Source organism: Mycobacterium sp. 852002-51163_SCH5372311, from assembly GCF_001667115.1.
Lineage (GTDB): Bacteria > Actinomycetota > Actinomycetes > Mycobacteriales > Mycobacteriaceae > Mycobacterium.
On sequence record NZ_LZIJ01000089.1, the window covers coordinates 52221 to 77697 of the forward strand.

A 25477-nucleotide genomic window follows, 5' to 3' on the forward strand; every position below is an offset into this window, starting at 1 on the left:
GGGTCGTTTTGAACATCTTCTAATGCCGTGACTTCCGTCGAGATCTAATTGGCGCCTATCCGTCCGCCCGTTCGTCGATGATTCACGTCAGCCGACGTGCAATGGGTCGATCTGTACCCGGACCGGCTCGTGGGTTTGTCTGGTGCTGAGCACACTGACGGCACGCCGCAGTGCCGCTGCCAGCTCCAGCCCGCGCTCCCGCGGTACCCGAACCAACATTCTGGTGACGACGGCGCCGGTAGGCGTGCCCGCTGGGCGGCGTGATCCCGGCGGCAGGTCCACCGGTCCGAGCAGGTCGGCTTGGAGACGTTCCAGGTCGGGCGATCGGATGGCATCCAGCAGCGCCGCAACGGCTTCGGCAGAGCCGTCCAGGGCGGCCAGATGCACGCTCGGCGGCAGCCCGACTTCGGTGCGAGCGGCCAGTTCGGCCTCAGCGTGACCGACCGGATCCCACCGGATCAGCGATTGCACCGTCGGGATGGACGCGTCGGCAACCACGGTCACCACACCGCCGTCACCGCGGGGCCGCACCAGCGCCGCCGCGGTCATCCACCGCCACAACGCGTCCTCGGCCGCGCGCAGGTCCTGCCTGCCCAGCAACGCCCAGGTGTCCAGCAGCAGCGCCGACCCGTATCCGCCTGATGCGCGGGGTTCGGCCCCCGGGGTGGCCACCACCACCGCCGGCCGGGCAGGGACCTCGGAAACGACGGCCTCCCCCGCCGACGTGACGACTGGCGTACCCGGGAATGCGCGGCCGAGTTCCTCGGCAGTGCGCCGCGCCCCGACGACGACGGCGCGCACCGAATCCGATCCGCAGCGCGTGCATTTCAGCGTCGGCTCCACCCGCCCACACCAGCGGCACGCTGTGCCCGGTGCACCACGCTCCTGCAACGACAGTGGGCCCGTGCAGTGCCGGCAACGCGCTATCGTGCGGCAACGTCCGCAGGCCAGCGACGGCACATACCCGCGGCGTGGAACCTGCACCAGCACCGGTGCCCCACCGTCAAGCGCGGAACGGGCGGCCCGCAGCGCGATAGACGGGATTCGCGCGGTGCGGGCCGCGGGGTCGCGTTCGTCGGCGTAGCCACGGTCGTCCAGCGCGACCACCCGCGGAGTGCGAGCACGCACCACCGGCCGCGCCGCGACGATGTCGTGGGCCCAGCCGCTGCGCACCAGCGCATGCGCTTCGGCGGTGCGCGCATAGCCGCCGATCAGCGCCGCGCACCGCGCCTGATGCGCGCGCAGCATCGCCACCTCCCGGGCATGCGGATACGGCGCCCGCGGCTCGGCCAGCGTGTCGTCGGCATCGGCCCATATCATGACCAGGCCCAGGTCATTCAGCGGCGCGAACACCGCACTGCGGGTACCGATCACCAGCCTTGCGCTGCCCCGCAGCGCGGCCAGCCAGCGCCGGTAGCGGGCCGCCGGCCCCAGCCCCGCCGACAGCGCCACCACACTGTGCTCGTCGACGCATGCCGTCGCGGCCTGCCACAGTGCGTCCAGATCGCGCTGGTCGGGCACGACAGCCAGCACCGAACGACCGGTCCGCACGGTTTGGGCGGCGGCCTCGGCGAACCGGTCGGCCCACGAGTCGCCGGGTAACGCCTGCCAGACGGCGCGCGCGGCGCGCGATTCGGCCAATGCGGTCAGGAACTGCCCGCCTCGGCCGTACACCTCCCATCCGCACGGGTCGACGGGCGCGATCTCCGGGCGAGCGGGGATCGCGATGGGTTCGCGCTCCACCCTGGCGTGCCGGGCCGGCACTGCCAGTCGCAACACGTCCGGCCGGGTGCCGGCATACCGCGCCGCGACCGCGTCGACCAACCGCCGAATCTCCGGGGTGAGCACCGGTTCGGGCGAGACGACCCGGTCGAGCCAGCCCAGGCTGCCGGTGTGGTCGGTGTCGTTGCGCCGCTCCAGCAGGAACCCGTCGACCAGCCGCCCATGAAATCGCACCCGCACTCGCACTCCGGGCTGCGCATCGTCGGACTGCTCGGCCGATACCAGGTAGTCGAACTCGCGGTCCAGGTGTGGCACGGACAGCATCGGCAGCACCCGCGCGATCGGCTCCACCTGGAGGGGTGTGCGGGCTGTGCCGCCGCGCGTCACCGGTTACCGCCCGGCGCAGCGAGATTCATGGTTTGACGACATGGTTCTTTGTTACCGGCGCCCACCGACACTCAGTCGTCGGCGGTGACGACAGCGTCGTCGGCTTCGCCGGTTTCGTCGGCTTCTTCGGTTTCGTCGTCGGATCCGTCGAGGGGTTCTCTGCCGAAGAAGAACCCGGCGGTGATCAGGATCAACGCCGCCGCGTACGACCACCAGACCGGCACCGCCAACAGCTCGTTGCCCAGGATGAACCGGCCGATGGCGATCATCGCGTCCGACACCGCGAAACACACGGCCCCCACCGCGGTCCACATCGTCGGCAGCTTTGCCAGCAAGGCCGTGCACACCATCGTGCACAACACGACGATGTACACCGTCACCGGGAGAGTCAGCTTTTCCGCGCCCAAGTGAGGCCAGAACCAGCTCAATAGCGCGACGCACAGCACGACCATCAGCCCGGCGGCGGAAAGGCGAGCGCGCGACGGGCCCGAGCGCCACGCCAGCGGAAGCAGTGCGCCCAGGAAACACAAGTGCGCCAACAGGAATGCGCCGAGCCCGAAAACGAACGACTGCGCCAGCCAGGGAACCGCCAGCAGCCAGTCGCCGACCGCCGAGAGCAGCAGCGCCGGCATTAGCCACCGTCGCTCGCGGACGACGGGGTGCGCTACGGCGGCCAGCGTCAGCAACGCTGCCATCGAAGCCTTGAACGGCGGTTGCAGGATCCACTGGCCGGTCAGCGCGGCGCCCGGAGGCGAGCTCAACGCGATCACGGTCAGATATACGCCGTAGGCGATGCCGGCCCATCCGGCGACCACCCAACCGCCGGTCACCAAGCGGTGTGCGTACGGTTCCTCCATGCCCAACTTGGACACCACTGCCGACGAGAAACCTGACATCGACCCCATCCTGATGAAGGTACTGGATAAGGTTCCGTTCCGGCTATCAGCCGAAGATGGGATCGAGGCAGCCCGGCAGCGATTGCGCGACCTGAAGCGCCGCGCTCTGCATCCCGAGTTGCGGGTGGAAGACCGCACCATTGTGGGGCCGGGCGGCCCGCTTGGGCTTCGAATCTATTGGCCGCCAAGCGATTCCACCCCTGTCGCGGCGCCGCCGGTGGTGATGTTCTTCCACGGCGGCGGCTTCGTCATGGGCGATTTGGACACACACGACGGCACATGTCGTCAGCATGCGGTCGGCGCCGGGGCGATTGTCGTGTCGGTCGACTACCGGCTGGCTCCCGAGCACCCGTACCCCGCCGCGGTCGAAGACGCTTGGGCCGCAACGGTATGGGTTGCCGAGCACGGCCCGGAAATCGGTGCCGACACCAACCGGCTCGCCCTCGCCGGTGATTCGGCGGGCGGCACCATCGCCGCGGCGGTGGCGCAGCTTGCCCGGGATCGCGGAGGTCCGTCGGTCGCGTTCCAGCTGTTGTGGTATCCCTCCACGCTGTGGGACATTTCGCTGCCGTCCTTCACCGAGAATGCGCACGCGCCGATCCTCGACACCGCCGCAATCGGCGCGTTCTCTCGTTGGTACGCAGGCGAAGTCGACTTGTCCGACCCGCCGGCAGGCATGGCGCCGGGCCGGGCGGAGAATCTGGGCGGCCTGCCGCGCGCCTACATAGGCGTAGCGGGCCACGACCCGCTTCGCGACGACGGCATCCGATACGGCGAGCTGCTGTCCGCCGCCGGCGTTCCCGTCGAGGTGCACAACGCCGAGACCATGGTGCACGGCTACCTTGGCTACGCCGGCGTGGTGCCGGCGGCCACCGACGCAATGGAACGCGGACTGGCCGCGTTGCGGGCTGCGTTACAGGCCTGACGCGCGGGCAGAGCAGGCGCGAAGCAGGCGCGAATCAACCTAGATCAGCAGTTGCGTACGGTAGGCGGATGACCGACCCGACCACTGCCCGGCCACCCATCGATCCGGTGTTCAAAGCGCTGCTCGATTCGGTTCCGCTGACGTTCAATGCCGCCGAAGGCGTCGAGGTCGCACGCGCCCGGATGAAACAGCTGCAAGCACCCCCGGAAATGCTTCCCCAGCTGCGGATCGAGAATCGGACGATCGGCTACGGCGAGCTGACCGATATCCCTGTCCGGATCTACTGGCCTCCGGCCACATCCGAGGCGGGCGGCCAGGGCCTGCCCGTCGTCGTCCTGTACCACGGCGGCGGCTGGTCGATCGGCGACCTGGACACCCACGACCCCGTCGCACGCACACACTCGGTCGGCGCGGAAGCGATCGTGGTGTCCGTCGACTACCGGCTGGCGCCCGAGCACCCCTTCCCCGCCGGGATCGACGACAGCTGGGCCGCACTGCGCTGGGTCGGCGAGCACGCCGCCGAACTGGGCGGTGACCCCACTCGAATCGCTGTGGCCGGCGATTCCGCGGGCGCCAACATCGCAGCGGTCATGGCGCAATTGGCCCGCGACAATGCTGATCAGGGCGGGCCGGCACTGGTTTTCCAATTGCTGTGGTACCCGTCGACCACAGCCGACCTGACATTGCCGTCGTTCGCCGAGAATGCCGACGCACCGATACTGGACCGCGACGTGATCGACGCATTCATGCAGTGGTACATCCCCGGTGTCGATATCACCGACCACGCGACGTTGCCCGCCACCCTGGCCCCGGCCAACGCCGCTGACTTGTCCGGCCTGCCCCCGGCTTTCATCGGCACCGCCGAACACGACCCGCTGCGTGACGACGGGGCGCAGTATGCCGAGTTGCTCAGGGCGGCCGGCGTGCCCGTGGAGTTGTGCAACGAGCCCAACCTGGTACACGGCTACGTCAGCTTCGCGCTGGTGGTTCCGGCCGCAGCCGAGGCCGCCAACCGCGGAGTGGCGGCTTTGAAAAAAGCTCTGCACGGCTGACAACGCTGATGGCGACCCGATGGTGGCTACGCTGGCACTACGGCCACAGCTTGGCGGCGTCGGAAGGAGAAGCTGAATGACTGCACAGCCTGACCACCACGTGCTGATCGTGGGCGCCGGCTTCTCCGGCATCGGGGCCGCGATCCAGCTCGACCGGGCGGGGTTTCACGATTTCCTGATGCTCGAGGCCGGCGATGGAGTCGGCGGCACCTGGTACTGGAACACCTACCCCGGTATCGCCGTTGACATTCCGTCGTTCTCCTATCAGTTCTCTTTCGAGCAGAGCCCGGACTGGACAAGGACCTATGCGCCCGGCCGGGAACTCCAGGCGTACGCCGAACACTGCGTCGAAAAGTACGGGCTGCGCTCCCGAATCCGTTTCGGCACAAAGGTTCTCGCTGCCGAATTCGACGACGAGCACGGAATATGGCGGCTGCAAACGGACCCGGGCGGCGAAATCACGGCGCGGTTCGTGATCAGCGCCAGCGGCGTGCTCACCGTGCCCAATCTGCCCGACATCGACGGCGTGGACTCCTTCGACGGCATCACCATGCACACCGCGCGCTGGGACCACGCTCAGGATCTGACCGGCAAGCGGGTCGCGATCATCGGCACCGGCGCTTCGGCCGTGCAGGTGATCCCGGAGATCGCACCAATTGTGTCCCACCTCACCGTCTTTCAGCGCACCCCGATATGGTGCTTTCCCAAGTTCGACGTCCCGCTGCCGACCGCGGCGCGCTGGGCGATGCGGATTCCCGGCGGCAAATTCGTGCAACGGCTCCTCAGCCAGGCTTTCGTCGAATTGACCTTCCCGATCTCGGCGCAGTACTTCACGGTGTTTCCGCTGGCCAAGCGCATGGCCGACGCGGGCCGCAGCTACCTGCGTCAGCAGGTCGAGGACCCGGCGGTGCGCGAGCAACTCACGCCGCAATACGCCGTCGGCTGTAAACGGCCCGGCTTCCACAACGGCTACCTGGCAACGTTCAATCGCGACAACGTCCGTCTGGTCACCCAGCCGATAGACAAGATCACGCCAGGTGCGGTGGCGACGACGGACGGCGAAAACCACGAGATCGATGTGCTGATACTGGCGACCGGCTTCAAGGTCATGGACACCGACAACGTCCCGACCTATGCGGTCACGGGCAGCGGCGGCCGGTCCTTGAGCCGCTTTTGGGATGAGCATCGGCTGCAGGCCTACGAGGGTGTCAGCGTCCCCGGATTTCCCAACATGTTCACCGTTTTCGGCCCGTACGGCTACGTCGGATCATCGTATTTCGCGCTCATCGAGACACAGACCCATCACATCGTGCGCTGCCTGAAGCGGGCGCGGCGCAGCGGCGCCACCCGGATCGAGGTGACCGAGGAGGCCAACGCCCGGTACTTCGCCGAGATGATGCGCAAACGCCACCGGCAGATCTTCTGGCAGGACAGTTGCCGGCTGGCCAACAGCTACTACTTCGACAAAAACGGTGACGTTCCGCTCCGACCCGCCACGACGGTGGAAGCTTACTGGCGCAGTCGGCGGTTCGATCTGGACGACTACCGGTTCACCGGGTAGCGCGAGTCAGCGCGAGCAGACACAGAATCGCACGATTCGTGCGTCAAACGTGCGATTCTGCGTCTGCTCGCGCGGGAAAGTCACCTGCGGCCTTGGAGGATTCCCTCGATATTCCGCTCTGCCAACGCGGTGATGGCCATGAAGGGGTTGCAGCCGAGGTAACCGGGCAGCAATGACGCATCGTTGACGTAAAGGTTGTGATATCCCTTCACCCTGCCGTAGCCATCCGTGGCTTTGCCCCGGACAACTCCGCCCAACGGGTGAACGGTGTTGGGCGCGAACGCGTTTCCTTCGAACAGGTCGTCGCGATAGTCCACCCGGTTGGCGTGCGTCACTTTGTCGAAAACCACCCGTGCTTTCGCGCGCAGGTGATCGGTATGACCCTGCGGCCAATTGATGGCGATGGCATCCTTGGCGCGGTCGTAGCTGATGTCAGCACGGTCGCCGGTTCTGACCATCACGTAGTAGCCCAACGCGAACGTCTCGACCGGAAGCGGAAGCGAGAACATGCTGGCGTATACCGGGTTATCCGGATCGTCTCGGCCGTCGAGGTTGATCATTCCCATCAAAGACTGCTGGGTACCGGCGGGATCGCGGGGTGCCAGCATGTGAGAAGCCATGATGTCGCCGTTGTTTCCGTAGCCACGCCCGATCTCGTGGCTCAAGTTCGGCAGGGTCCCCGTCTCGCGCGCCCGCAGTAGCAGCTCAGTGGTACCGAGCACCCCGGCGCTGAGAAACAGCCGCTCACAAGAGACTTCGGCGCGTGCCACCTCCTTGCCGAATCGGTCGATCTCGCGGATCGACAGGATGTACTGGCCGGAACGCTCGCGGCGGATGCCGGTGACCTCGGTGAGCGGCTTTAGGGTGACCTTGCCGGTGGCCAGTGCGGCAGCGATATACGTCTGATCGACGCTGCCGAACCGACCGTAGTTGTTCCCGTACTGCTGCTCGAAGTTCAAAGCCGAGCGCGGAACCTCGCCCGCCTCTTCTCTTTTCATGTAATCGAACGAGTAGGCGCTGCCGTTGTAGTCGACGCGGTAACCCGCTGCCTCCGCGTACCGGCGCCCCACTCGCGCGTATTGGAACCAGGGTGTGCGCTCGAACCAGTCCATGTCGCGATAGCTGATCCGCAGCGTCGCCTTCGCGCGTTCGATATAGGTGCCCAGGAAAACGGCCGGGTCGATGTCCGGGAACGCCGCACGGACCTGGCCGGGGGTCGGTATTGCGGCAATCGCCGCGTTGACCATCGACCCTCCGCCGACTGCGGTTCCGCGGAACACCGTGTGTGCGCCGTGGGCGACCTTTTCGCAGATCCCGGCCTGGACGGGCTGCGGCGACGGCGCGCGCCGGGCGACCTCCGCCATCGAGACGCCACGGAAAGACGGCACCAGGCTCGGCGGCACGGAGGTGAACCAGCCGGCGCGGTTGTCCGCGGGCAACATGCGGGAAAAGCGTTTGCCGTCTGCGTCGGCCGCGTCCCACCACCTGCCCTTTTCCAGAATCAGGGTTTCGACGCCGGCTTGCCCGAGCCGTAGTGCCGAAACGCCGCCACCATAACCGCTGCCCACCACGATGGCCCGATAGTGAGGTCGCAGGGCGGCTGCGTCGCTGCTTCGTTTGAACTCGGCGGCCCCGGCGCCGAGAGCGCCCACAGCAACCCCGGCGGCGACACCGAGAAACCGTCTGCGCGACAGATGCATTTAGCGCCTCCACGACTTCGCCGAGCTAAGGCCGAGGCCCGCGCGCGAGCTATCACACCCAACCTGAGCCAACTGTGATTCACATAACTATTGAATAACCATACCATAAGTATGTGATAACTGATAGTTTGACCGAGCATGACAGGGCACACGCTTTTAACTAGACCTTCGGAATGTTATTGGACGCAAGTACCATTAACCAACTCCGGCGTCGCCGACTCGCGACGGCACCCTTCGGGTGCGCGCTGGAGACAACCAAAGAGGTACCTGTGGCTAATCGCGGCCGCCATCCCGGCGCTTGTCTACGGGTCATGGCTCGGGGTGTGGCTCACCGGGCTCGGCGTGTTCTGGTGGGCCAGTCCCATCCTGGCGTTCGGGGTCATGCCGATCCTCGACCACATGGTGGCGCGCGACGCCGACCATCAGCCGGACAGCGTCATCGCGTGGCTGGAAAACGATCCCTTCTACCGCTGGGTCACCTACCTCTACCTGCCCAATCAGTACCTGTCACTGGTGTTCGCCTGCTGGCTGTGGGCCGGCGGCGGCTGGGTGACCATGTCCGTCGTCGACAAGCTCGGACTGATGGCGACGGTCGGACTGATGGGCGGCCTTGCCATCAACGCGGCGCATGAACTCGGACACACGCGAGAACAACGCGAGAGACGCCTGAGCAAGATCGCGCTGGCGCAGACGTGCTACGGCCACTTCTTCGTCGAGCACAACCGCGGACACCATGTCCGGGTCGCTACCGCCGACGACCCCGCCAGCGCGAGATTCGGCGAGAGCCTGTACGCCTTTCTGCCCCGGTCGATCCTCGGCGGTCTGCGCTCGGCGTGGCGACTGGAAGCCACCCGCCTGGCCGGGATTGGGCGATCGCGCTGGTCACTGCGCAATGACGTGCTCAATGCCTGGCTCATCACCTTCGGACTGTTTACCGTACTTGCGGTATGGTTTCGCCCGGTCGTGCTGCCATGGCTCGCCGGCCAGGCGATTATCGGCTTTTGCCTGCTGGAGACGGTCAACTACTTGGAGCACTACGGACTACGACGGCAGCAGCTGCCCAGCGGCCGCTATGAGCGCGTGCGCCCCGCCCATAGCTGGAACAGCAGCACGGTGATCACCAACATCCTGCTCTTCCACCTGCAGCGGCATTCCGATCACCACGCCAATCCGTTGCGCAACTATCAGGTGTTGCGTCATGTCGACGAGGCACCGCAGCTTCCGAGCGGCTACAGCGCCATGCTGCTGCTGGCCCTCTTCCCGCCGCTGTGGCGCAAGGTGATGGACCCGCGTGTGCTCGATTTTTACGGCGGCGACATCAGCTTGGCCGCACTGAAGCCCGGTCCGGCTGCCCGGTTAAGCTGATTGGCGATTCCGGACTTGAAAAGGAGACGTCGGTGGCGAAAGAGTTTTCGCAGATCGACGAGGCGCTCCGCAAGTTCATGCAGGACCAGGCCATGTTCTTCGTCGCCACCGCCCCGTCGGTAGGCGGGCGAATCAATCTGTCGCCCAAGGGTTATCGCGACACGTTCGCGGTGCTAGACGACCACACGGTGGCTTATCTCGACCTGTTCGGCAGCGGCACCGAAACGATCGCGCATCTGCGCGACAACGGCCGGATCACCATCATGTTCTGCTCGTTCACCCGCAACTCGCGGATCTTGCGATTGTTCGGCACCGGACGGATGGTCCGTCCGGACGATATCGAATTCGACTCGCTGCGAAGATATTTCGCGAATATGCATACAGGTTTGCGAGCGGCCGTCGTTGTAGATGTGCAGCGGATCGCCGACGCCTGCGGCTACGCAGTGCCGTACTACGAGCTGGTCGACGAGCGACCGGTGCTGGACGCGCATCACGCGAGAGCGACCGAGGAGGCTTACGTTCGGCTGCGTGGCCGCAACCAGCACAGCATTGACGGCCTGCCCGGCCTGGATCCCGACCACCCGCTGCCGCCCATTTGACGCGCAGCAGACGGCGCGGTGAAGCGACCTAGATGGCGCGCTTGAGGTCGTCGACTTTGTTGAGTTGCTCCCATGGCAGTTCGATGTCGGTGCGGCCGAAATGCCCGTAAGCAGCGGTCTGCGCGTAGATCGGGCGCAGCAGGTCCAGATCGCGGATGATCGCCCCGGGCCGCAGATCGAAGACCTCGGGGATCACCTTCTCGATTTTGATCGGGTCGACCGCCTCGGTGCCGAATGTCTCGACGAACAGGCCGACGGGGGCGGCTTTGCCGATGGCGTAGGCCACCTGCACCTCGACCCGCTCGGCCAGGCCAGCCGCGACGATGTTCTTGGCCACCCAGCGCATCGCGTACGCCGCCGACCGGTCCACCTTGGACGGATCCTTGCCGGAGAAGGCGCCGCCGCCGTGGCGAGCCCAGCCGCCGTAGGTGTCGACGATGATCTTGCGGCCGGTGAGCCCCGCGTCGCCCATCGGGCCGCCGAGCACGAATTTGCCGGTCGGATTCACCAGCACCCGCACCGACGACGCGTCCAGCGTCTCGTGCGACAGATCGTCGAGCACGGTGTTGAGCACCTTCTCCCGGATGTCCGGAGTCAGCGTGCGTTCCAGGTCGATGTCGGCGGCGTGCTGGGTCGAGACGACGACGGTGTCCAGCCGAACCGGAACGTTGTCCTCGTATGCGATGGTCACCTGCGTCTTGCCGTCCGGACGCAGGTAAGGCAACACGCCGTTCTTGCGGACCTCGGTGAGCCGCCGTGACAGCCGGTGGGCCAGCGCGATGGGTAGCGGCATCAACTCCGGGGTGTCGTTGATCGCGTAGCCGAACATCAGGCCCTGGTCGCCGGCACCCTGGGTATCCAGCGGGTCGGCGGCGCCCTCGACGCGTGCCTCGTGGGCGGTGTCCACGCCCTGGGCGATGTCGGGCGACTGCGCTCCGATACCGATGTTGACCCCGCAGGACGCGCCGTCGAAGCCCTTGTCGGACGAGTCGTAGCCGATCTCGAGGATGCGCTCGCGGACCGTGTTGGTGATGTCGGCGAACGCCGTTTTCGCCGTCGTCGTCACCTCACCCACCACGTGCACCTGCCCGGTGGTCACCAGCGTCTCAACCGCGACACGGGAGCGGGGGTCCTCCGCCAGCAGCGCGTCGAGGACGGAGTCGCTGATCGCGTCACAGATCTTGTCGGGATGGCCCTCGGTCACCGACTCACTGGTAAACAGCCGACCCTTCTCGCTCACCCTGTCATCCTTCCGTCCTTCGTAAACTTAGTTAGGCAAATTATTTTAATGGCCGCTGCTTCAACCGACCAAGCCGGGCATCCTGCCAGGCCGTTATCCGGTTTCGGTTTGCAGAAACGCGACGATTGCATCAACGATACGGCTGGCCATCAGTGTCTTGGAGCCGTGCTGCAGCGCCGACTCGGTACCGTCGGAGGCCAGCAGCCAGCCGTCGTTGCTGTCCACTTCGAAGGCCCGGCCGTCGCCCACCGCGTTGACCACCAACAGGTCACAGCCCTTGCGGCGCAGCTTTTGCCGGGCATGGAACAGTACGTCGCCGTTGGCGTCCCCGGTCTCGGCGGCAAACCCCACAATGGCCCGCATGTTGGGCAGCTCTCCGTGAGCACGCGCCCGCACCGCGCCGGCCAGCACGTCGTCGTTGCGCACGAGTTCGATCGTGGGGGCGTCGTCCTGACTGTCCGGGCGTTTCTTGATCTTCGCGGTGGCCACCTGCGACGGCCGGAAGTCGGCGACCGCCGCGGCCATCACCAGCACGTCGGCTTCGGGAGCGTGCTTGGACACCGCGTCGCCGAGCTGCTCCGCCGAGCTGACATGCACGACATGGACGCCCGCCGGGTCGATGAGCCCCGCGGTGTGCCCCGCGATCAGTGTGACCTCCGCGCCCCGCTGTGCGGCGACCCGGGCGACCGCATAACCCTGCTTGCCGGAGCTGCGATTACCGATGAAGCGCACCGGATCGATGGGTTCGCGGGTGCCACCGGCGGTCACTAGGAGCCGACGACCGGCCAGGTCGTAGGGCAGGGCGTCGTGGCGCTCCAGCAGCAGGTGCGCGAGTGTGGTGATCTCCTCGGCCTCGGGCAGCCGTCCCATGCCGCTGTCGGTACCGGTGAGCCGGCCCGACGCGGGCTCCAGCACCACCGCACCCCGGCGGCGCAGCGTGGCCACGTTGTCCACGGTGGCCGGGTGCAACCACATCTCGGTGTGCATGGCCGGCGCGAACAGCACAGGACATCGCGCCGTGAGCAGCGTCGCGGTCAGCAGATCATCGGCCCGACCGGCTACCGCACGGGCCAGCAGGTCGGCGGTGGCCGGCGCCACCACCACCAGGTCTGCCTGCTTGCCGAGCTGAACATGGGGCACCTCGGGAACGTCGTCGAAGATGCCCGTGTGGACCGGCTGACCGGACAAGGCCTCGAAAGTCGCGGCTCCGACGAAACGCAATGCCGATTCGGTGGGGATGACCCGGACCTGATGACCGGCCTCGGCGAGCTGACGGACGACGGTGCACGCCTTGTATGCGGCGATGCCTCCGGTGACGCCGACGATAATCCGTTTCGCGATCCTATTGTGGTCGTCCACAGCGCCGGGCCTGCCCTGTTACTCGCCCTCGGTGTGCTCGAGCAGGTCGGCGTGGATCTCGCGCAACGCGATGGACAGCGGCTTTTCCTGCAGTCCGGGCTCGACCAACGGGCCCACGTATTCGAGGATGCCCTCGCCGAGCTGGTTGTAGTAGTCGTTGATCTGCCGAGCTCGCTTCGCCGCGTAGATCACCAGCGCGTACTTGCTGGAAACCCGGTCCAACAACTCGTCGATGGGCGGGTTGGTGATGCCCAGGGGGGTGTCGTAGGCGCCTTGCCCACCTGCCGACGGATCGAATTGGTCCACGGCGGCGACGGCGGTCAGTGACGTGTCGGACTGGGGGGTACTCACGTAGTCAATCTCCTGGGACGGCTTAAAAGCGTAGCGGGCGGGAAAGGGGTGGAAAGCGGTTAAGAATTTGGGTTCGAAGCGGTGCCCACCAGCAAGGATATCAATTCAGCACACGCGGACTCCAATTGACTGTTCACCACGACCTCGTCGAAGTCGTCTTGAGCTGCCAGTTCGGTGCGCGCGGTGTCGAGACGGCGCCGGATGACCTCCGGAGTTTCGGTACCGCGGCCGACCAGTCTGGACTCCAGATCCTCCCAGCTGGGCGGCGCGAGAAACACGGCCAGGGCTTCCGGCATCGCCCGCTTGATTGCCCTCGCCCCGGCCAGGTCAACCTCGATGAGCACGGGCACACCGGCCGCGGTGGCGTCGCGCACCGGCTGGGCCAGAGTGCCCGATCGGTGCAGCCCGCCGTGTATCTCGGCCCACTCCAGAAGCGCGCCTTCATCGATAAGCTGCTGGAACCGGGCGGGACTGACGAAGTGGTAGTCGACGCCGTCGACCTCACCCGGCCGCGGCTCCCGCGTCGTGGCCGAGACGCTGAAGTGCAGGTTCGGAATCCGCTCCCGTAGACACTTGACGACGGTCGACTTGCCGACCGCGGAGGGACCGGACAGCACGACCACACGGCCTGATGGTGGCGACCCGCTTCGCCCGGCCCCGCCGCGCTCGCGATCGCCACGGGTTGATGGTGGCGACCCGCTTCGCCCGGCCCCGCCGCGCTCGCGATCGCCACGGGTTGTGCCCGGTCCCCCGCCGGCGCTCATCGACGCTCCAGCCGGGAGCTGATTGCCGGCCTCCTCCTCAGGCCTGACGGCCTGCATCGTCGGCCGGTGGGGCTCAGGCGGAGCCGAACTTTTCCAGCAGTGCCTTGCGCTGACGATCGCCCAGGCCACGCAGCCGGCGGGTCGGCGCGATCTCCAGCTCGGTCATGATCTCCTGCGCCTTGACCTTGCCCACCTTCGGCAACGCCTCGAGCAGCGCAGAAACCTTCATCTTGCCCAAGACTTCGTCACTCTCGGCATCCTTGAGCACCTGCGTGAGGTTGGTGCCGCCGCGCTTCAACCGATCCTTGAGCTCTGCTCGCGCTCGACGTGCGGCAGCAGCCTTCTCCAACGCGGCCGCACGCTGCTCGTCGGTCAACTGGGGAAGAGCCACGATTCCTCCGTCTCTCATCGATATCAATCGATCTTTTCTTGTCTCAGCCGGGTACTCCAGCCAGCGGGAACGACCGTACTCACGCTTCCTGACGAAATCTAACCCGCCCCCCTGGTTGGGAGAACAAATGCCCAGCGTGGACGCGGCGCGTGTCGGCGAGGACGGGCCATCCCCGTACCGCTCGAAGCGGCCGGACACGGCGTTTGTCCGGCGGCAGCAGCCGCTCACGGCCGGCTTGGATACCCTGCCTACCAGCGGTTTTAGCGTGCCGCCGGGATTCCGCAGGCTCGACGAGGCGACCGTCGCGGTGCCCCGCTTCGCGCCGTCACGAGTCGCAGTGCAAAGAATCACTGATTGTCGGCGCGTGTCGCGCGTGTCGCGCCGCCGGTAAGGCGACCCCGTCGGGAGCGTCGAGCTACGATCAAGCGGTGCCGAACCTGCGGATACGTCAGGCGGCCGAGTTGCTGGGGGTCAGCGACGACACCGTCCGGCGATGGATCAACAACGGCACTTTGGCGGTAAGTCTCGATTCGTCCGGTCGCAAGGTCATCGCCAGCGAGGAACTGGCCCAGTTCTCGCGGAACCATGCACCGGCACCGCCGCCCAATCCGCTCAGTGTCGGCAGCTCGGCCCGTAACCGTTTCGTCGGGCTGGTCACCAAAGTCATCAGCGACACGGTGATGACCCAGGTTGAGATGCAGTGCGGTCCGTTCACCGTGGTGTCTCTGATGAGCACCGAGGCGGCCCGGGAGTTGAACCTGCAACCCGGCAGCGTGGCCGTGGCCGTGGTCAAGGCCACCACGGTGATCGTGGAGACCGCCGAACCCGAAGCGATGACTTCGGAGTAGTACCAGTGCGTTGGGTGTGAAACCACGGCTTGGTGTGAATCCTGGGCTTTCCGGTTGAAACCACGGCGGAATCTGGGGCAATTTCCCCGCCATGGCTTCACTCCCAGCGCCAACGCTTCACACCCAGCGAGGGCGCACCGCTGCCTACGGCTTCATCAAATAGGCGACGGCGTCCAGCATCCGTTCGGCGGCGGCGCGCAGCTCCGTCACGTCGGGACCGGCCCGCAGCACCTCCCGCGCCACCGCCGGCAGCAACTGCTCCGGCGCCGCCCCGCCCAGACCCACCAGCGCCTCGGGCCGCCCGCCCTGTGCGCCCACACCGGGTACCAGCACCGGTCCGCCCAGGGCGCTGAGATCGGGCGGCTGCAGGATCGTCGCGCCGACGACGACGCCGACAGATCCGGGTTCGGGCCGCATCGCCTTGTTGGCCTCCCGATTGAAATTAGCGACGTGGTCGACGATCAGTTGGGCCACCGTTCCGCCGTCGGTCTCGGCGCGTTGCACGGTCGCGCCCTCCGGGTTGGAGGTTGCCGCCAGGACGAACACTCCACGGTCATGCGCGGCGGCGACCTCGAGCAGCGGCCGCAACGAACCGAACCCCAGATAGGGCGAAGCCGTGACGGCGTCGGTGGCCAATGGCGAATCGCCGGCCCACGCCGCGGCGTACGCCGCCATCGTCGTCCCGATGTCGCCGCGCTTGGCGTCGGCCAGCACCAGCACCCCGGCGTCCCGCAGCGCGGCGATGGTGCGTTCCAGCACCGCGTACCCGGCTGCGCCGTAGGCCTCGAAGAAGGCCACCTGCGGTTTGACGACCGCGAAACCGTCGAAGGCCGCTACACAGGTCTCGCAGAAAGCGGCCAGCCCGTCGACCGTGGCCGGCAGGTCCCAGGCCCGCAACAGCTCGGGGTGGGGGTCGATACCCAGGCACAGCGGTCCGCGACTCGCCTTGGCCTCGGCCAGCCGGGCACCGAAACCGGTCACCTGCCGGTGCTTCCCGGACTGATACTGCGGTGCAGTTCTTGCAGCGACCGCACCCCGATGTCGCCGCGGATGCCAGCCTCGATGCCCTGCACGGCGGCCGAGGCGCCCTGCACCGTCGTGACGCAGGGGATGTTGACCGCGACTGCGGCCGAACGGATCTCGTAGCCGTCGATACGGGGACCGGAGTTGCCGTACGGCGTGTTGATCACCATGTCGACCTCGCCGGCCTTGATGGCGTCGACGGCAGACACCGCGGGCCGGCCAGGTTGCGGCTCCTCGAAATGCTTGCGCACTTCGTCGCAGGGGATTCCGTTGCGGCGCAGCATCTCTGCCGTGCCTTCGGTGGCCAGAACACGGAAACCCAAGTCCGCCAACCGTTTGACCGGGAACACCAGCGAGCGCTTGTCCCGATTGGCGACGGACACGAAGACTGTGCCGCGAGCCGGTAGCGATCCGTAGGCGGCGGTCTGGCTCTTGGCGAAGGCGCTGCCGAAGTCGCGGTCGATGCCCATGACTTCGCCGGTCGACTTCATCTCCGGGCCGAGCAGGGAATCGATGGCGGCGCCGTCGATGCGGCGGAAACGGTGAAACGGCAACACCGCCTCTTTGACGGCGATCGGCGCGTCCAGTGCGGCGTGTGCACCGTCCCCGGAAGCCGCCAGCAGGCCTTCATCGCGAAGCTGAGAAATGCTGGCGCCCAACATAACCCGGGCACATGCCTTGGCCAGCGGGATGGCGGTGGCCTTCGAGACGAACGGCACGGTCCGGCTGGCCCGCGGGTTGGCCTCAAGCACGTAGAGCACATCGTCCTTGAGCGCATACTGCACATTGATCAGCCCGACCACGCCGATGCCATGTGCGATGGCCTCGGTGGCGCGGCGCACCTTCTCGATGTCGCTGCGGCCCAAGGTCACCGGCGGCAACGCACATGCCGAGTCGCCCGAGTGGATGCCGGCCTCCTCGATGTGCTCCATGATGCCGCCGATGTAGACCTCGGTGCCGTCGCACAGCGCGTCGACGTCGATCTCCACCGCGTCCTCGAGAAACCGGTCGACGAGCACCGGATGCTCGGGGGAAAGCTCGGTAGCGCGGGTGATGTAGCCCTTCAGCGTCTCCTCGTCGTAGACGATCTCCATGCCACGCCCGCCCAGCACATACGACGGCCGCACCAGCACCGGGTAACCGATATCCGCGGCGATTTGGCGGGCTTGCGCGAAAGTGGTTGCGGTGCCGTACTTCGGCGCGGGCAAGCCCGCGGTGCTGAGCACGTCGCCGAATGCGCCGCGGTCCTCCGCCAGGTCGATCGCCTCTGGCGGGGTGCCGACGATCGGCACCCCGGCGTCTGCGAGCCGCTGTGCCAGCCCGAGCGGGGTCTGGCCGCCGAGCTGAACGATGACCCCGACGACCCCGGGGCCGCCGGCGCCGGATTGCGATTCGGCCCGGTAGACCTCGAGGACGTCCTCGAAGGTCAGCGGCTCGAAATACAGCCGGTCGGCGGTGTCGTAGTCGGTGGACACTGTCTCGGGGTTGCAGTTGACCATCACCGTCTCAAAGCCGGCCTGCGACAACGTGGTTGCCGCATGCACACAGCTGTAGTCGAATTCGATGCCCTGGCCGATCCGGTTCGGCCCCGAACCCAGGATCAGCACCTTGGGCTTCTCGGTCTGCGGTGCGACCTCGGTCTCGGCGGCCGGGTCGAGCTCGTAGCTGCTGTAGTGGTAGGGGGTCTTGGCTTCGAACTCCGCCGCACAGGTGTCCACGGTCTTGTACACGGGGTGGATGCCCAGCCGTCCGCGCAACGACCGCACGCCGTCTTCCCCCGCCAATTCCGGCCGCAGCGAAGCGATCTGGCGGTCCGACAGCCCGCTGTACTTGGCGCGCCGGAGCATGTCGCCGTCCAGGACGGGGGCGTCGACCAGCTCGGCGCGCAGCACCTCCAGCTCACCGATCTGCGCGACGAACCAGGGGTCCACGCCGGTAACCTCGGCGACCTGCTCGATCGAGGCGCCCAGCCGCAGCGCCAGTTCGATGTCGTAGAGCCGGCCTTCCGTCGGGGTCTGCAGCCGGGAAAGCACCTCGGCTACTCCTATTTGCGTCCCCTGCGGGTTGTCCGGCTTGGTCCAGAATCCGGTGCGGGGTGTTTCCAGCGACCGCATCACCTTGCCGAGCGCTTCGATGAAGTTGCGGCCCAGCGACATTGCCTCGCCGACGGACTTCATTGTGGTGGTCAGGGTGGGGTCCGCCCCGGGGAACTTCTCGAATGCGAACCGCGGCGCCTTGACGACCACGTAGTCCAGGGTCGGCTCGAAGCAGGCCGGGGTTTCCTTGGTGATGTCGTTGACGATCTCATCGAGGGTGTAGCCGATGGCCAACTTGGCCGCGATCTTGGCGATCGGGAACCCGGTGGCCTTGGACGCCAGCGCGCTGGACCGCGATACCCGCGGGTTCATCTCGACCACGATCAGCCGCCCGTCGCGGGGGTTGACCGCGAACTGGATGTTGCAGCCGCCGGTGTCCACGCCGACCTCACGCAGGATGGCGATGCCCAGGTCGCGCATCCGCTGGTACTCCCGGTCGGTCAGGGTCATGGCCGGTGCGACGGTGACCGAGTCGCCGGTGTGCACGCCCATCGGGTCGACGTTCTCGATCGAGCACACCACCACCACGTTGTCGTGGCCGTCGCGCATCAGCTCGAGTTCGAATTCCTTCCAGCCGTAGATCGATTCCTCGATGAGCACGTTGGCGCTGGGTGAGGCTGCCAGCCCCGCGCCGGCCATCCGGTCGACCTCCTCGATCGATCGCGCCATGCCCGAGCCCAGCCCGCCCATGGTGAAGCTGGGCCGCACCACAACGGGCAGGCCCACTTCCTCGACCGTCTCACGCACCTCGTCCATGGTGAAACACACACGGCTGCGCGCGGATTCACCGCCCACCTTGGCGACGATGTCCTTGAACCGCTGGCGGTCCTCGCCGCGCTGGATGGCGTCGAAGTCGGCGCCGATGAGCTCGACCCCGTAACGCTCCAGGGCCCCGTTCTCATACAGCGCCACCGCCGTGTTGAGGGCGGTCTGCCCACCCAGCGTTGCCAGCAGCGCGTCGATCTTGTTGCCGCGCTGGGCTTGCTGGGCGATCACTCGCTCGACGAAGGTGGGGGTGATCGGCTCGACATAGGTGAAGTCGGCGTACTCGGGGTCGGTCATGATAGTGGCCGGGTTGGAATTGACCAGGCTCACCTGCAGTCCCTCGGTCCGCAGCACCCGGCAGGCCTGGGTGCCCGAGTAGTCGAACTCGCAGGCCTGCCCGATAACGATCGGGCCCGAGCCGATCACCAGAACGTGGTTGAGGTCGGTCCGCCGCGGCACTAGCGCCGTCCTTTCTGGGCAGCGCAAGCGTGCGGCATCGCGCGTTTGCAAGCATAAGTACGGCGTTTACGGCATGTCGGTGTACCAACACACACGCTCGCGGAGGGCAGTGTCATCGGTGGGCCGCCATCAGGTCGACGAATTGGTCGAACAGGTATTCCGCGTCGTGCGGACCGGCCGCGGCCTCGGGATGGTATTGCACCGAGAACGCCCGTCCGTCAACGAGTTTGACGCCTTCCACCACCCCGTCGTTGGCGCAGGTGTGGCTGACCACTGCCGGACCGAACGGCGTGTCGAAGGACTGGCCGGCCTCGCCTTCGAGAGCGAAGCCGTGGTTCTGCGCGGTCACCGCGACCCGCCGGGTGGCGTGGTCGATCACCGGGATGTTGATCCCCCGATGCCCGAACACCATTTTGTAGGTGGACAACCCCAGCGCCCGGCCGAGGATCTGGTTGCCGAAACAGATTCCGAACAACGGGATTCCGGCGCCCAGCACCTCACGGGTGAGCTCGACCACGTGGTCGGCGGTGGCCGGGTCCCCCGGGCCGTTGGACAGGAAGACGCCGTCCGGCTTGATTTCGGCGATCTGGTCGAAGGTGGCCGACGCCGGCAGCACATGGCTGCGGATTCCCCGTCGGGCGAAGTTGCGCGGCGTGTTGGTCTTGATGCCCAGATCCAGCGCGGCCACGGTAAACCTCGCAGACCCCGGTTGCCCTTCGGGTTCCACGACGTAATTCTGCGGTGTGCTGACCTCGCCGGCGAGGTCAGCCCCCAGCATCGGCTCTTGGGCGCGCACCCGCTCGATCAGCTGACCGGGGTCGGCGTACTCGGCGCCGGAGAATATGCCCGCCTTCATCGAGCCGCGGCTGCGCAGATGGCGCACCACGGCACGGGTGTCGATGCCGGCGATTCCGACGATGTGCTGGCGGATGAGCTCGTCTTCCAGCGTGCCGCTGGCACGCCAGTTGGACGCGCGCGGTGACGGGTCACGCACCGCGTATCCGGCGACCCAGATCTTGTCGCCGCGGCTCTCGGCGTCTTCGTCGTTCCACCCGGTGTTGCCGATCTGCGGCGCCGTCGCAACGACGATCTGGCGGTGATAGCTGGGATCGGTCAGCGTCTCCTGATAGCCGGACATGCCGGTGCTGAACACGGCTTCGCCCAGCGTTTGGCCGGTATCACCGAACGGCCGCCCGGTGAAGACGCGGCCGTCCTCGAGTACCAATAGCGCACTAGTCACAAGCGCCGCTCCTCTTCATTGGCGCCGCTCATGCGGCGCACGGTCGGGTCGCCGGCGCCACTCATGCGGCCTCCTGCCAGCCGTCGACCCAGTCCGTGTATTCGTCGCGGCTTCGTGCGCGAAAGCCGGTGTCCATTTCCACACCCGAGGGCAGCCGCCAGCGGATCGCCAGTATTCCGGCGCGGGAACCGACCTTGCCGGCGATGCCGCGTTCGGTGCGGATCGCCGAAATCGACTCGCTCGGAATCCAAATCGGGCGGGCGCGGATGCGTTCGATCAGAATGCCCTCGGGATGGCGGCTCATCACCGCCTTGGTGCGGTACCCCAAATCGCCGACGGCGACCCGGTCGTTCCAGTTCGGAGCGATCGTGCAGCCGCAATAGTGGCCGCGGGTGGTGATGGTCGCCGAGCCGACGTGGTCGGGCAGCCCGGGCAGTGCGCCCAGTAACTCCGCCTGGCGCAGCGCACGATTGCGCCACCCGCGCATCATCAGCTGGATTACGAAGGCGATCACTACCACCAGCACCGCAGCGAAGATCAGCGACCCGACCAGCGTGCCCGAATTCATGCCGGGCTCTTCCCATCCCGTGCGGTGACATTTCCGCGCAACAGGGTCGCGGTGACGGTCGCGGGCAACGTCATCGACTCATAAGGTGTATTGGCCGACCGGCTGGCCAAATCGGCCCCGGTGATGGTCCAGGTGGCGCCGGGATCGACGACGGTGAGGTTGGCCGGCTCCCCCACCTCCAACGGCCGGCCGTGATCGGGTAGCCCGACGATGCGGGCCGGATTCTCACTCATCACGCGGGCGACATCGCGCCAGGTCAACACGCCGGGCTGCACCATCGTCTGCACCACCACCGACAGCGCCGTCTGCAACCCCAGCATGCCGGGGCGCGCGGCGGAGAACTCGACGCATTTCTCGTGCTCGGCATGCGGAGCGTGGTCGGTGGCCACACAGTCGATGATCCCGTCGGCCAGCGCCTGCCGCAGCGCTATTGCGTCGGCCGCCTCGCGTAGCGGCGGGTTGACGCGGTTCACGCCGTCGTAGCTGGCCAGCCGGCCGTCGTCGAGCAGCAGGTGGTGCGGCGTGACCTCGGCTGTGATCGAGATACCCTGCTCCTTGGCCCATTTCAGGATCTCGACGGTGCCCGCGGTGGAGGCGTGGCAGATGTGCACCCGCGCGCCCGCGTCGCGGGCCAACAGTGCGTCGCGCGCGACGATCGCTTCCTCGGCGGCACGCGGCCACCCGGACAGTCCCAGCCTGGCGGCCGTGGGTCCCTCGTGCGCGACGGCACCGACGGTCAGCCTGGGCTCCTCGGCATGCTGGGCGACCAGCACCCCGAGACCGGTCGCGTATTCCAGGGCGCGGCGCATCACCAGCGGGTCGTGTACGCAGTTGCCGTCGTCGGAGAACATGCGCACCTGGGCAGCTCCGGCCGCCATCATCCCCATCTCGGTGAGTACCGTGCCGGCAAGCCCGACGGTGACCGCGCCGACGGGATGCACGTCGACGAGGCCGACCTGCTGACCGCGGTGCCAGACATGGTCGGTGACCACCGGGCTGTCCGCCACCGGATGAGTGTTGGCCATCGCGAAAACCGCGGTGTAGCCGCCGAGAGCCGCTGCCGCCGAACCGGTTTCGATGTCTTCGGCGTATTCGCGGCCGGGTTCGCGCAGGTGCGTGTGCAGGTCGACGAATCCGGGCAGGAGTACGTGATCGGTGGCGTCGACGACGTCGGCCGTGTCCGGAATAGGCAGTCCCACACCGATCTCGGCGATCTGGCCCTCGTAACCAGGGCTGCCGATGAGCACGTCGACGCGCTCGCCCTCGCCGTACAACCGGACGCCGCGCAGCAGCACACTCATGCCACGCCCTCCTTTTCCGGCATTTCGGTTCCGACCAGCACATGGAACAGCACCGCCATGCGCACGTGGACGCCGTTGGAAACCTGTTGCAGCACAGCCGATTGCGACGAATCAGCTACCGAAGAAGAGATCTCCATGCCGCGCACCATCGGCCCCGGGTGCAACACCACGGCGTGCCCGGGCAGCATCGCCTGACGTCGCGAGGAAAGCCCATACCGGACCGAGTACTCGCGCACCGACGGGAAGAAGCCGCCATTCATCCGCTCGGCCTGCACTCGCAGCATCAGCACGGCGTCGGCGGCGGGCAGCTCCGCGTCGAAGTCGAAGGAAACGGTCACCGGCCACCCGTCCACCCCGACCGGCAGCAAGGTGGGCGGGGCCACCAGCACCACCTCCGCCCCCAGCGTGTGCAGCAGCATGACGTTGGAACGGGCGACCCGGCTGTGCAGGACGTCGCCGACGATCACGATGCGCCGGCCTTCGATACCGCCGAGCCGCTGCCGGATGGTCAATGCGTCCAGCAGCGCCTGGGTCGGATGCTCGTGGGTGCCGTCACCGGCGTTGATCACCGACGGGCCGGAGCCATCGGAAGTCGTTGCCGCCGAAGTCCATTCGGCCAGCAGATGCGCCGCCCCCGACGCCGGATGCCGGATGATCAAAGCGTCCGCACCGGCCGCGCGCAAGGTCAGCGCCGTGTCGCGCAGGGACTCGCCCTTGCCCACCGACGAGCCGGCCGCGCTGACGTTGATCACGTCGGCGCTCATCCACTTGCCGGCCACCTCGAACGACACCCGGGTGCGGGTCGAGTTCTCGTAGAACATCGTGACCACTGTGCGTCCGCGCAGCGTCGGCAGCTTCTTGATCTCACGGCCGACGAGTGCCTGCGCGAACCGGTCCGCGTCGTCGAGAATCGCCGTGGCGTCCTCGCGGCTGAGGTCACCGGCGGCCAGTAAGTGGCGACTCATCAGGCTGTCATCCTTCGGGGTCCCTCGCGATCACCACGCCGTCTCGGCCGTCGTGTTCGCTGAGCAGTACGTGCACGCTTTCGCTGCGCGAGGTCGGCACGTTCTTGCCGACGTAGTCGGCGCGCACCGGTAGTTCCCGATGGCCGCGGTCGACCAGCACGGCCAATTGCACGATTCGCGGGCGCCCGACATCGCGCAGCGCGTCCAGGGCCGAGCGCACCGAGCGTCCGGAGTACAGCACATCGTCGACGAAGATCACCAGCGCGTCGTCGACGCCCCCGGCCGGAATTGACGTGGCCTCCAGGGGCCGCGGCGGCTTGGTCATCAGATCGTCGCGATACAAGGTGATGTCCAGCGCGCCGTGACCGACCTCGACGCCGCTGAATTCGCGGATGTGGGAGGCCAGACGCTCGGCCAGGGTGACGCCGCGGGTCGGGATGCCCAGCAGCACCACGCGTGGCCCTGGCCCGGCTGGGTCATCTAACGCGGTCTTTTCGATGATCTGATGCGCGATACGGGAAATGGTTCGACCGACGTCGGCCGCGGACATCAATTCTCGCGGTTCCCGAGATCCCTCGAGTTCACCGCCGATAGCGGCGTTGCCGGCAGCACCCATACGAGAGCTTGACCTCCTTCTCCGCCTCTCCGGACGGATCGTTAAAGGGGGTTTGTAGAACACTCTCATGTCCTAACGGCTAGGAGGGTATCAGTCGCACCAGGTTGTGCCGCCTTCACTACCCGGCTACGGCGAGAATTTTCTCGTTTATTGAGAGCCTGAAGATCCGGTGCGTTCTGCTAGCGGTGGCGCCTCGCCCGCTCGGGTTCGTACTGGCGGCGGTTGGCCATCTTCTTGCGTGCTCGGTACCGGTGACGAGGGCATTGGGGTGCGCTACCGTGTGTCCGTGGTGGGAAGGATCGCCGCGCCAGAGTTCGAAGATTTTGACTGGTTCCCGGCTACGCTCCGGGACCCCATGACCGGTGTTATACGCGCGGTGATGGAAGTCTTCCGTGTTCCCGCCGTCGTTGCTCCGCTCATCAGCGAAGCCATGGTTACCGGGCAGACGGAGCGAGTAGTCGATCTCTGCTCCGGCGGAGGTGGTGTGATCCTGGGCGTTATCAAACGGCTTCGCCAGGAGGGGAAGCAGAACGCGTCGGTCACTCTCACGGATATGTATCCGAATCTCGGTGCGTTCGCGCGAGCGGAAAAAGAATTGCCGGGCGCCGTTTCATACCGCACGCAACCCACGGACGCGTCGGCTGTCCCGAGTGACCTCGCGGGCGTACGGACTATCTTCAACGCATTGCACCATCTGCCACCCGAGGTAGCGCGCGCCGTCTTCACCGATGCGGTTGACAAACGTCAGCCCATTCTCACCTTCGAGGTCCTCCAGCGGACACCGATGAACGTCATCGGAGCGGTGACCGGATTCATCAACACGTTGATCCTGATGCCGTTCGTGAAACCGCGTCGGTTAAGCAACTTCGTCTTCACATATCTCATCCCGCTCGTTCCGCTGTTTTTGATGTGGGACGGCGTCGCGTCGTGCTTGCGTCAGTACTCCGTCGACGAACTCGAATCACTCGTTGCGCCCCTACGTTCGCGCAGCTATACCTTCCGCATCGAGCGACACAAGGTGCCGTGGGCGCCTATGACTGTGACGTGTGTCGTCGGGCTTCCGGTCCCCTAAACCGTCATTCGAGCCAGTTCCGCACGCCCGAGTGCCAGCGGTGGCGTGGTGGAGTTCCGCTAAGCGGAGCTGGGGGCCTCTTGAGGGCCACGCGACAACATGGCCCGAAACCAGTCCGCAGCGGATAGACCCGCTGCGTTCACCACAGGCGTAACCCGTTGGTCCTCACCGATAAACCGGGACAGTAGTGCCATGTACTCGGCCAGGCCGTC

The 25477-nt window shown here is 66.7% G+C and carries 22 protein-coding genes; 7 read left to right on the plus strand and 15 right to left on the minus strand.

The genetic code is table 11. The features are described from left to right. Window positions 1-87 precede the first annotated feature (87 nt). Together A5791_RS11935 and A5791_RS11940 are read right to left on the minus strand one after the other, a co-directional pair. Complete coding sequence (locus A5791_RS11935; RefSeq protein WP_067236298.1) at window positions 88-2046, minus strand: primosomal protein N'; 1959 nt, start codon at window positions 2044-2046, stop codon at window positions 88-90. A 134-nt stretch (window positions 2047-2180) separates the two neighbouring features. Further along, window positions 2181-2966 (minus strand): lysoplasmalogenase, encoded by a 786-nt coding sequence (locus tag A5791_RS11940; RefSeq protein ID WP_067236096.1) that lies wholly within the window; start codon window positions 2964-2966, stop codon window positions 2181-2183. Between A5791_RS11940 and A5791_RS11945 the strand changes: the two genes are divergently transcribed. The 3 genes from A5791_RS11945 (at window position 2965) to A5791_RS11955 (ending at window position 6543) form a co-directional block, all read left to right on the plus strand. Then, window positions 2965-3930, plus strand: coding sequence for an alpha/beta hydrolase (locus A5791_RS11945; RefSeq protein WP_067236098.1), 966 nt, complete (start codon window positions 2965-2967; stop codon window positions 3928-3930). The genes A5791_RS11940 and A5791_RS11945 overlap by 2 nt on opposite strands. 68 nt (window positions 3931-3998) lie before the next feature. Further along, the gene (locus A5791_RS11950) at window positions 3999-4982 is read left to right on the plus strand and encodes an alpha/beta hydrolase (RefSeq protein WP_067236101.1); all 984 of its coding nucleotides are present in this window, start codon (window positions 3999-4001) and stop codon (window positions 4980-4982) included. 76 nt (window positions 4983-5058) lie between these two features. Further along, window positions 5059-6543 (plus strand): NAD(P)/FAD-dependent oxidoreductase, encoded by a 1485-nt coding sequence (locus A5791_RS11955; RefSeq protein WP_067236106.1) that lies wholly within the window; start codon window positions 5059-5061, stop codon window positions 6541-6543. Window positions 6544-6623: 80 nt separating this feature from the next. Here A5791_RS11955 and A5791_RS11960 read toward each other — a convergent pair whose 3' ends face one another. Beyond that, complete coding sequence (locus tag A5791_RS11960; protein ID WP_067236108.1) at window positions 6624-8243, minus strand: GMC oxidoreductase; 1620 nt, start codon at window positions 8241-8243, stop codon at window positions 6624-6626. A gap of 321 nt (window positions 8244-8564) precedes the next feature. On the opposite strand from A5791_RS11960, the gene A5791_RS11965 reads away from it, so the two are divergent. Beyond that, complete coding sequence (locus A5791_RS11965) at window positions 8565-9608, plus strand: alkane 1-monooxygenase (protein WP_067236111.1); 1044 nt, start codon at window positions 8565-8567, stop codon at window positions 9606-9608. A 32-nt stretch (window positions 9609-9640) separates the two neighbouring features. Beyond that, entirely contained in the window at window positions 9641-10207 is a 567-nt protein-coding gene (locus tag A5791_RS11970; RefSeq protein ID WP_067236113.1) for a pyridoxamine 5'-phosphate oxidase family protein, read from the plus strand. A 28-nt stretch (window positions 10208-10235) separates the two neighbouring features. On the opposite strand, the gene metK is transcribed toward A5791_RS11970, so the two are convergent. The 5 genes from metK to mihF all read right to left on the minus strand — a co-directional run bounded on the left by metK (window position 10236) and on the right by mihF (window position 14312). Then, entirely contained in the window at window positions 10236-11447 is a 1212-nt protein-coding gene (gene metK / locus A5791_RS11975) for a methionine adenosyltransferase (RefSeq protein WP_067236115.1), read from the minus strand. Window positions 11448-11540: 93 nt separating this feature from the next. Beyond that, a complete protein-coding gene (gene coaBC / locus A5791_RS11980; RefSeq protein WP_067236125.1) occupies window positions 11541-12806 on the minus strand; it encodes a bifunctional phosphopantothenoylcysteine decarboxylase/phosphopantothenate--cysteine ligase CoaBC in 1266 nt (421 codons plus the stop codon). An 18-nt stretch (window positions 12807-12824) separates the two neighbouring features. After that, window positions 12825-13157 (minus strand): DNA-directed RNA polymerase subunit omega, encoded by a 333-nt coding sequence (rpoZ, locus tag A5791_RS11985; RefSeq protein ID WP_067236127.1) that lies wholly within the window; start codon window positions 13155-13157, stop codon window positions 12825-12827. A gap of 59 nt (window positions 13158-13216) precedes the next feature. After that, window positions 13217-13780, minus strand: coding sequence for a guanylate kinase (gene gmk, locus A5791_RS11990; protein ID WP_067236130.1), 564 nt, complete (start codon window positions 13778-13780; stop codon window positions 13217-13219). 214 nt (window positions 13781-13994) lie between these two features. Then, entirely contained in the window at window positions 13995-14312 is a 318-nt protein-coding gene (gene mihF / locus A5791_RS11995; RefSeq protein ID WP_003407240.1) for an integration host factor, actinobacterial type, read from the minus strand. A 428-nt stretch (window positions 14313-14740) separates the two neighbouring features. Here mihF and A5791_RS12000 point away from each other — a divergent pair, with 428 nt between their 5' ends. Then, window positions 14741-15160, plus strand: coding sequence for a molybdopterin-binding protein (locus A5791_RS12000; RefSeq protein ID WP_067236132.1), 420 nt, complete (start codon window positions 14741-14743; stop codon window positions 15158-15160). 144 nt (window positions 15161-15304) lie between these two features. Here the strand turns inward: A5791_RS12000 and pyrF are convergent, their stop codons facing one another. From pyrF to pyrR, 7 genes are all read right to left on the minus strand, one after another. After that, entirely contained in the window at window positions 15305-16141 is an 837-nt protein-coding gene (pyrF, locus tag A5791_RS12005; RefSeq protein WP_067236134.1) for an orotidine-5'-phosphate decarboxylase, read from the minus strand. Beyond that, window positions 16138-19503, minus strand: a complete 3366-nt coding sequence (carB, locus tag A5791_RS12010) for a carbamoyl-phosphate synthase large subunit (RefSeq protein WP_067236137.1) — start codon at window positions 19501-19503, stop codon at window positions 16138-16140. The genes pyrF and carB overlap by 4 nt, the downstream gene beginning before the upstream one ends. Before the next feature lie 112 nt (window positions 19504-19615). Next, entirely contained in the window at window positions 19616-20743 is a 1128-nt protein-coding gene (carA, locus tag A5791_RS12015; protein ID WP_067236139.1) for a glutamine-hydrolyzing carbamoyl-phosphate synthase small subunit, read from the minus strand. A 61-nt stretch (window positions 20744-20804) separates the two neighbouring features. Further along, entirely contained in the window at window positions 20805-21311 is a 507-nt protein-coding gene (locus A5791_RS12020; protein ID WP_067236140.1) for a transporter, read from the minus strand. Beyond that, a complete protein-coding gene (locus tag A5791_RS12025; RefSeq protein ID WP_067236141.1) occupies window positions 21308-22612 on the minus strand; it encodes a dihydroorotase in 1305 nt (434 codons plus the stop codon). The genes A5791_RS12020 and A5791_RS12025 overlap by 4 nt, the downstream gene beginning before the upstream one ends. Then, complete coding sequence (locus A5791_RS12030; RefSeq protein ID WP_156661177.1) at window positions 22609-23580, minus strand: aspartate carbamoyltransferase catalytic subunit; 972 nt, start codon at window positions 23578-23580, stop codon at window positions 22609-22611. The genes A5791_RS12025 and A5791_RS12030 overlap by 4 nt, the downstream gene beginning before the upstream one ends. Before the next feature lie 4 nt (window positions 23581-23584). Continuing rightward, a complete protein-coding gene (pyrR, locus tag A5791_RS12035) occupies window positions 23585-24193 on the minus strand; it encodes a bifunctional pyr operon transcriptional regulator/uracil phosphoribosyltransferase PyrR (protein WP_067236143.1) in 609 nt (202 codons plus the stop codon). A gap of 286 nt (window positions 24194-24479) precedes the next feature. On the opposite strand from pyrR, the gene A5791_RS12040 reads away from it, so the two are divergent. Continuing rightward, entirely contained in the window at window positions 24480-25265 is a 786-nt protein-coding gene (locus tag A5791_RS12040; RefSeq protein WP_156661179.1) for a hypothetical protein, read from the plus strand. The last annotated feature ends 212 nt before the right edge of the window (window positions 25266-25477 follow it).

Excerpts from the sequence above, each read along its gene's own strand:
- A5791_RS11935 (WP_067236298.1), bottom strand. The coding sequence starts at position 2,046 with ATGCTGTCCGTGCCACACCTGGACCGCGAGTTCGACTACCTGGTATCG.
- A5791_RS11945 (WP_067236098.1), top strand. The coding sequence starts at position 2,965 with ATGCCCAACTTGGACACCACTGCCGACGAGAAACCTGACATCGACCCC.
- A5791_RS11940 (WP_067236096.1), bottom strand. The coding sequence starts at position 2,966 with ATGGAGGAACCGTACGCACACCGCTTGGTGACCGGCGGTTGGGTGGTC.
- A5791_RS11950 (WP_067236101.1), top strand. The coding sequence starts at position 3,999 with ATGACCGACCCGACCACTGCCCGGCCACCCATCGATCCGGTGTTCAAA.
- A5791_RS11955 (WP_067236106.1), top strand. The coding sequence starts at position 5,059 with ATGACTGCACAGCCTGACCACCACGTGCTGATCGTGGGCGCCGGCTTC.
- A5791_RS11960 (WP_067236108.1), bottom strand. The coding sequence starts at position 8,243 with ATGCATCTGTCGCGCAGACGGTTTCTCGGTGTCGCCGCCGGGGTTGCT.
- A5791_RS12020 (WP_067236140.1), bottom strand. The coding sequence starts at position 21,311 with ATGAATTCGGGCACGCTGGTCGGGTCGCTGATCTTCGCTGCGGTGCTG.
- A5791_RS12025 (WP_067236141.1), bottom strand. The coding sequence starts at position 22,612 with ATGAGTGTGCTGCTGCGCGGCGTCCGGTTGTACGGCGAGGGCGAGCGC.
- pyrR (WP_067236143.1), bottom strand. The coding sequence starts at position 24,193 with ATGGGTGCTGCCGGCAACGCCGCTATCGGCGGTGAACTCGAGGGATCT.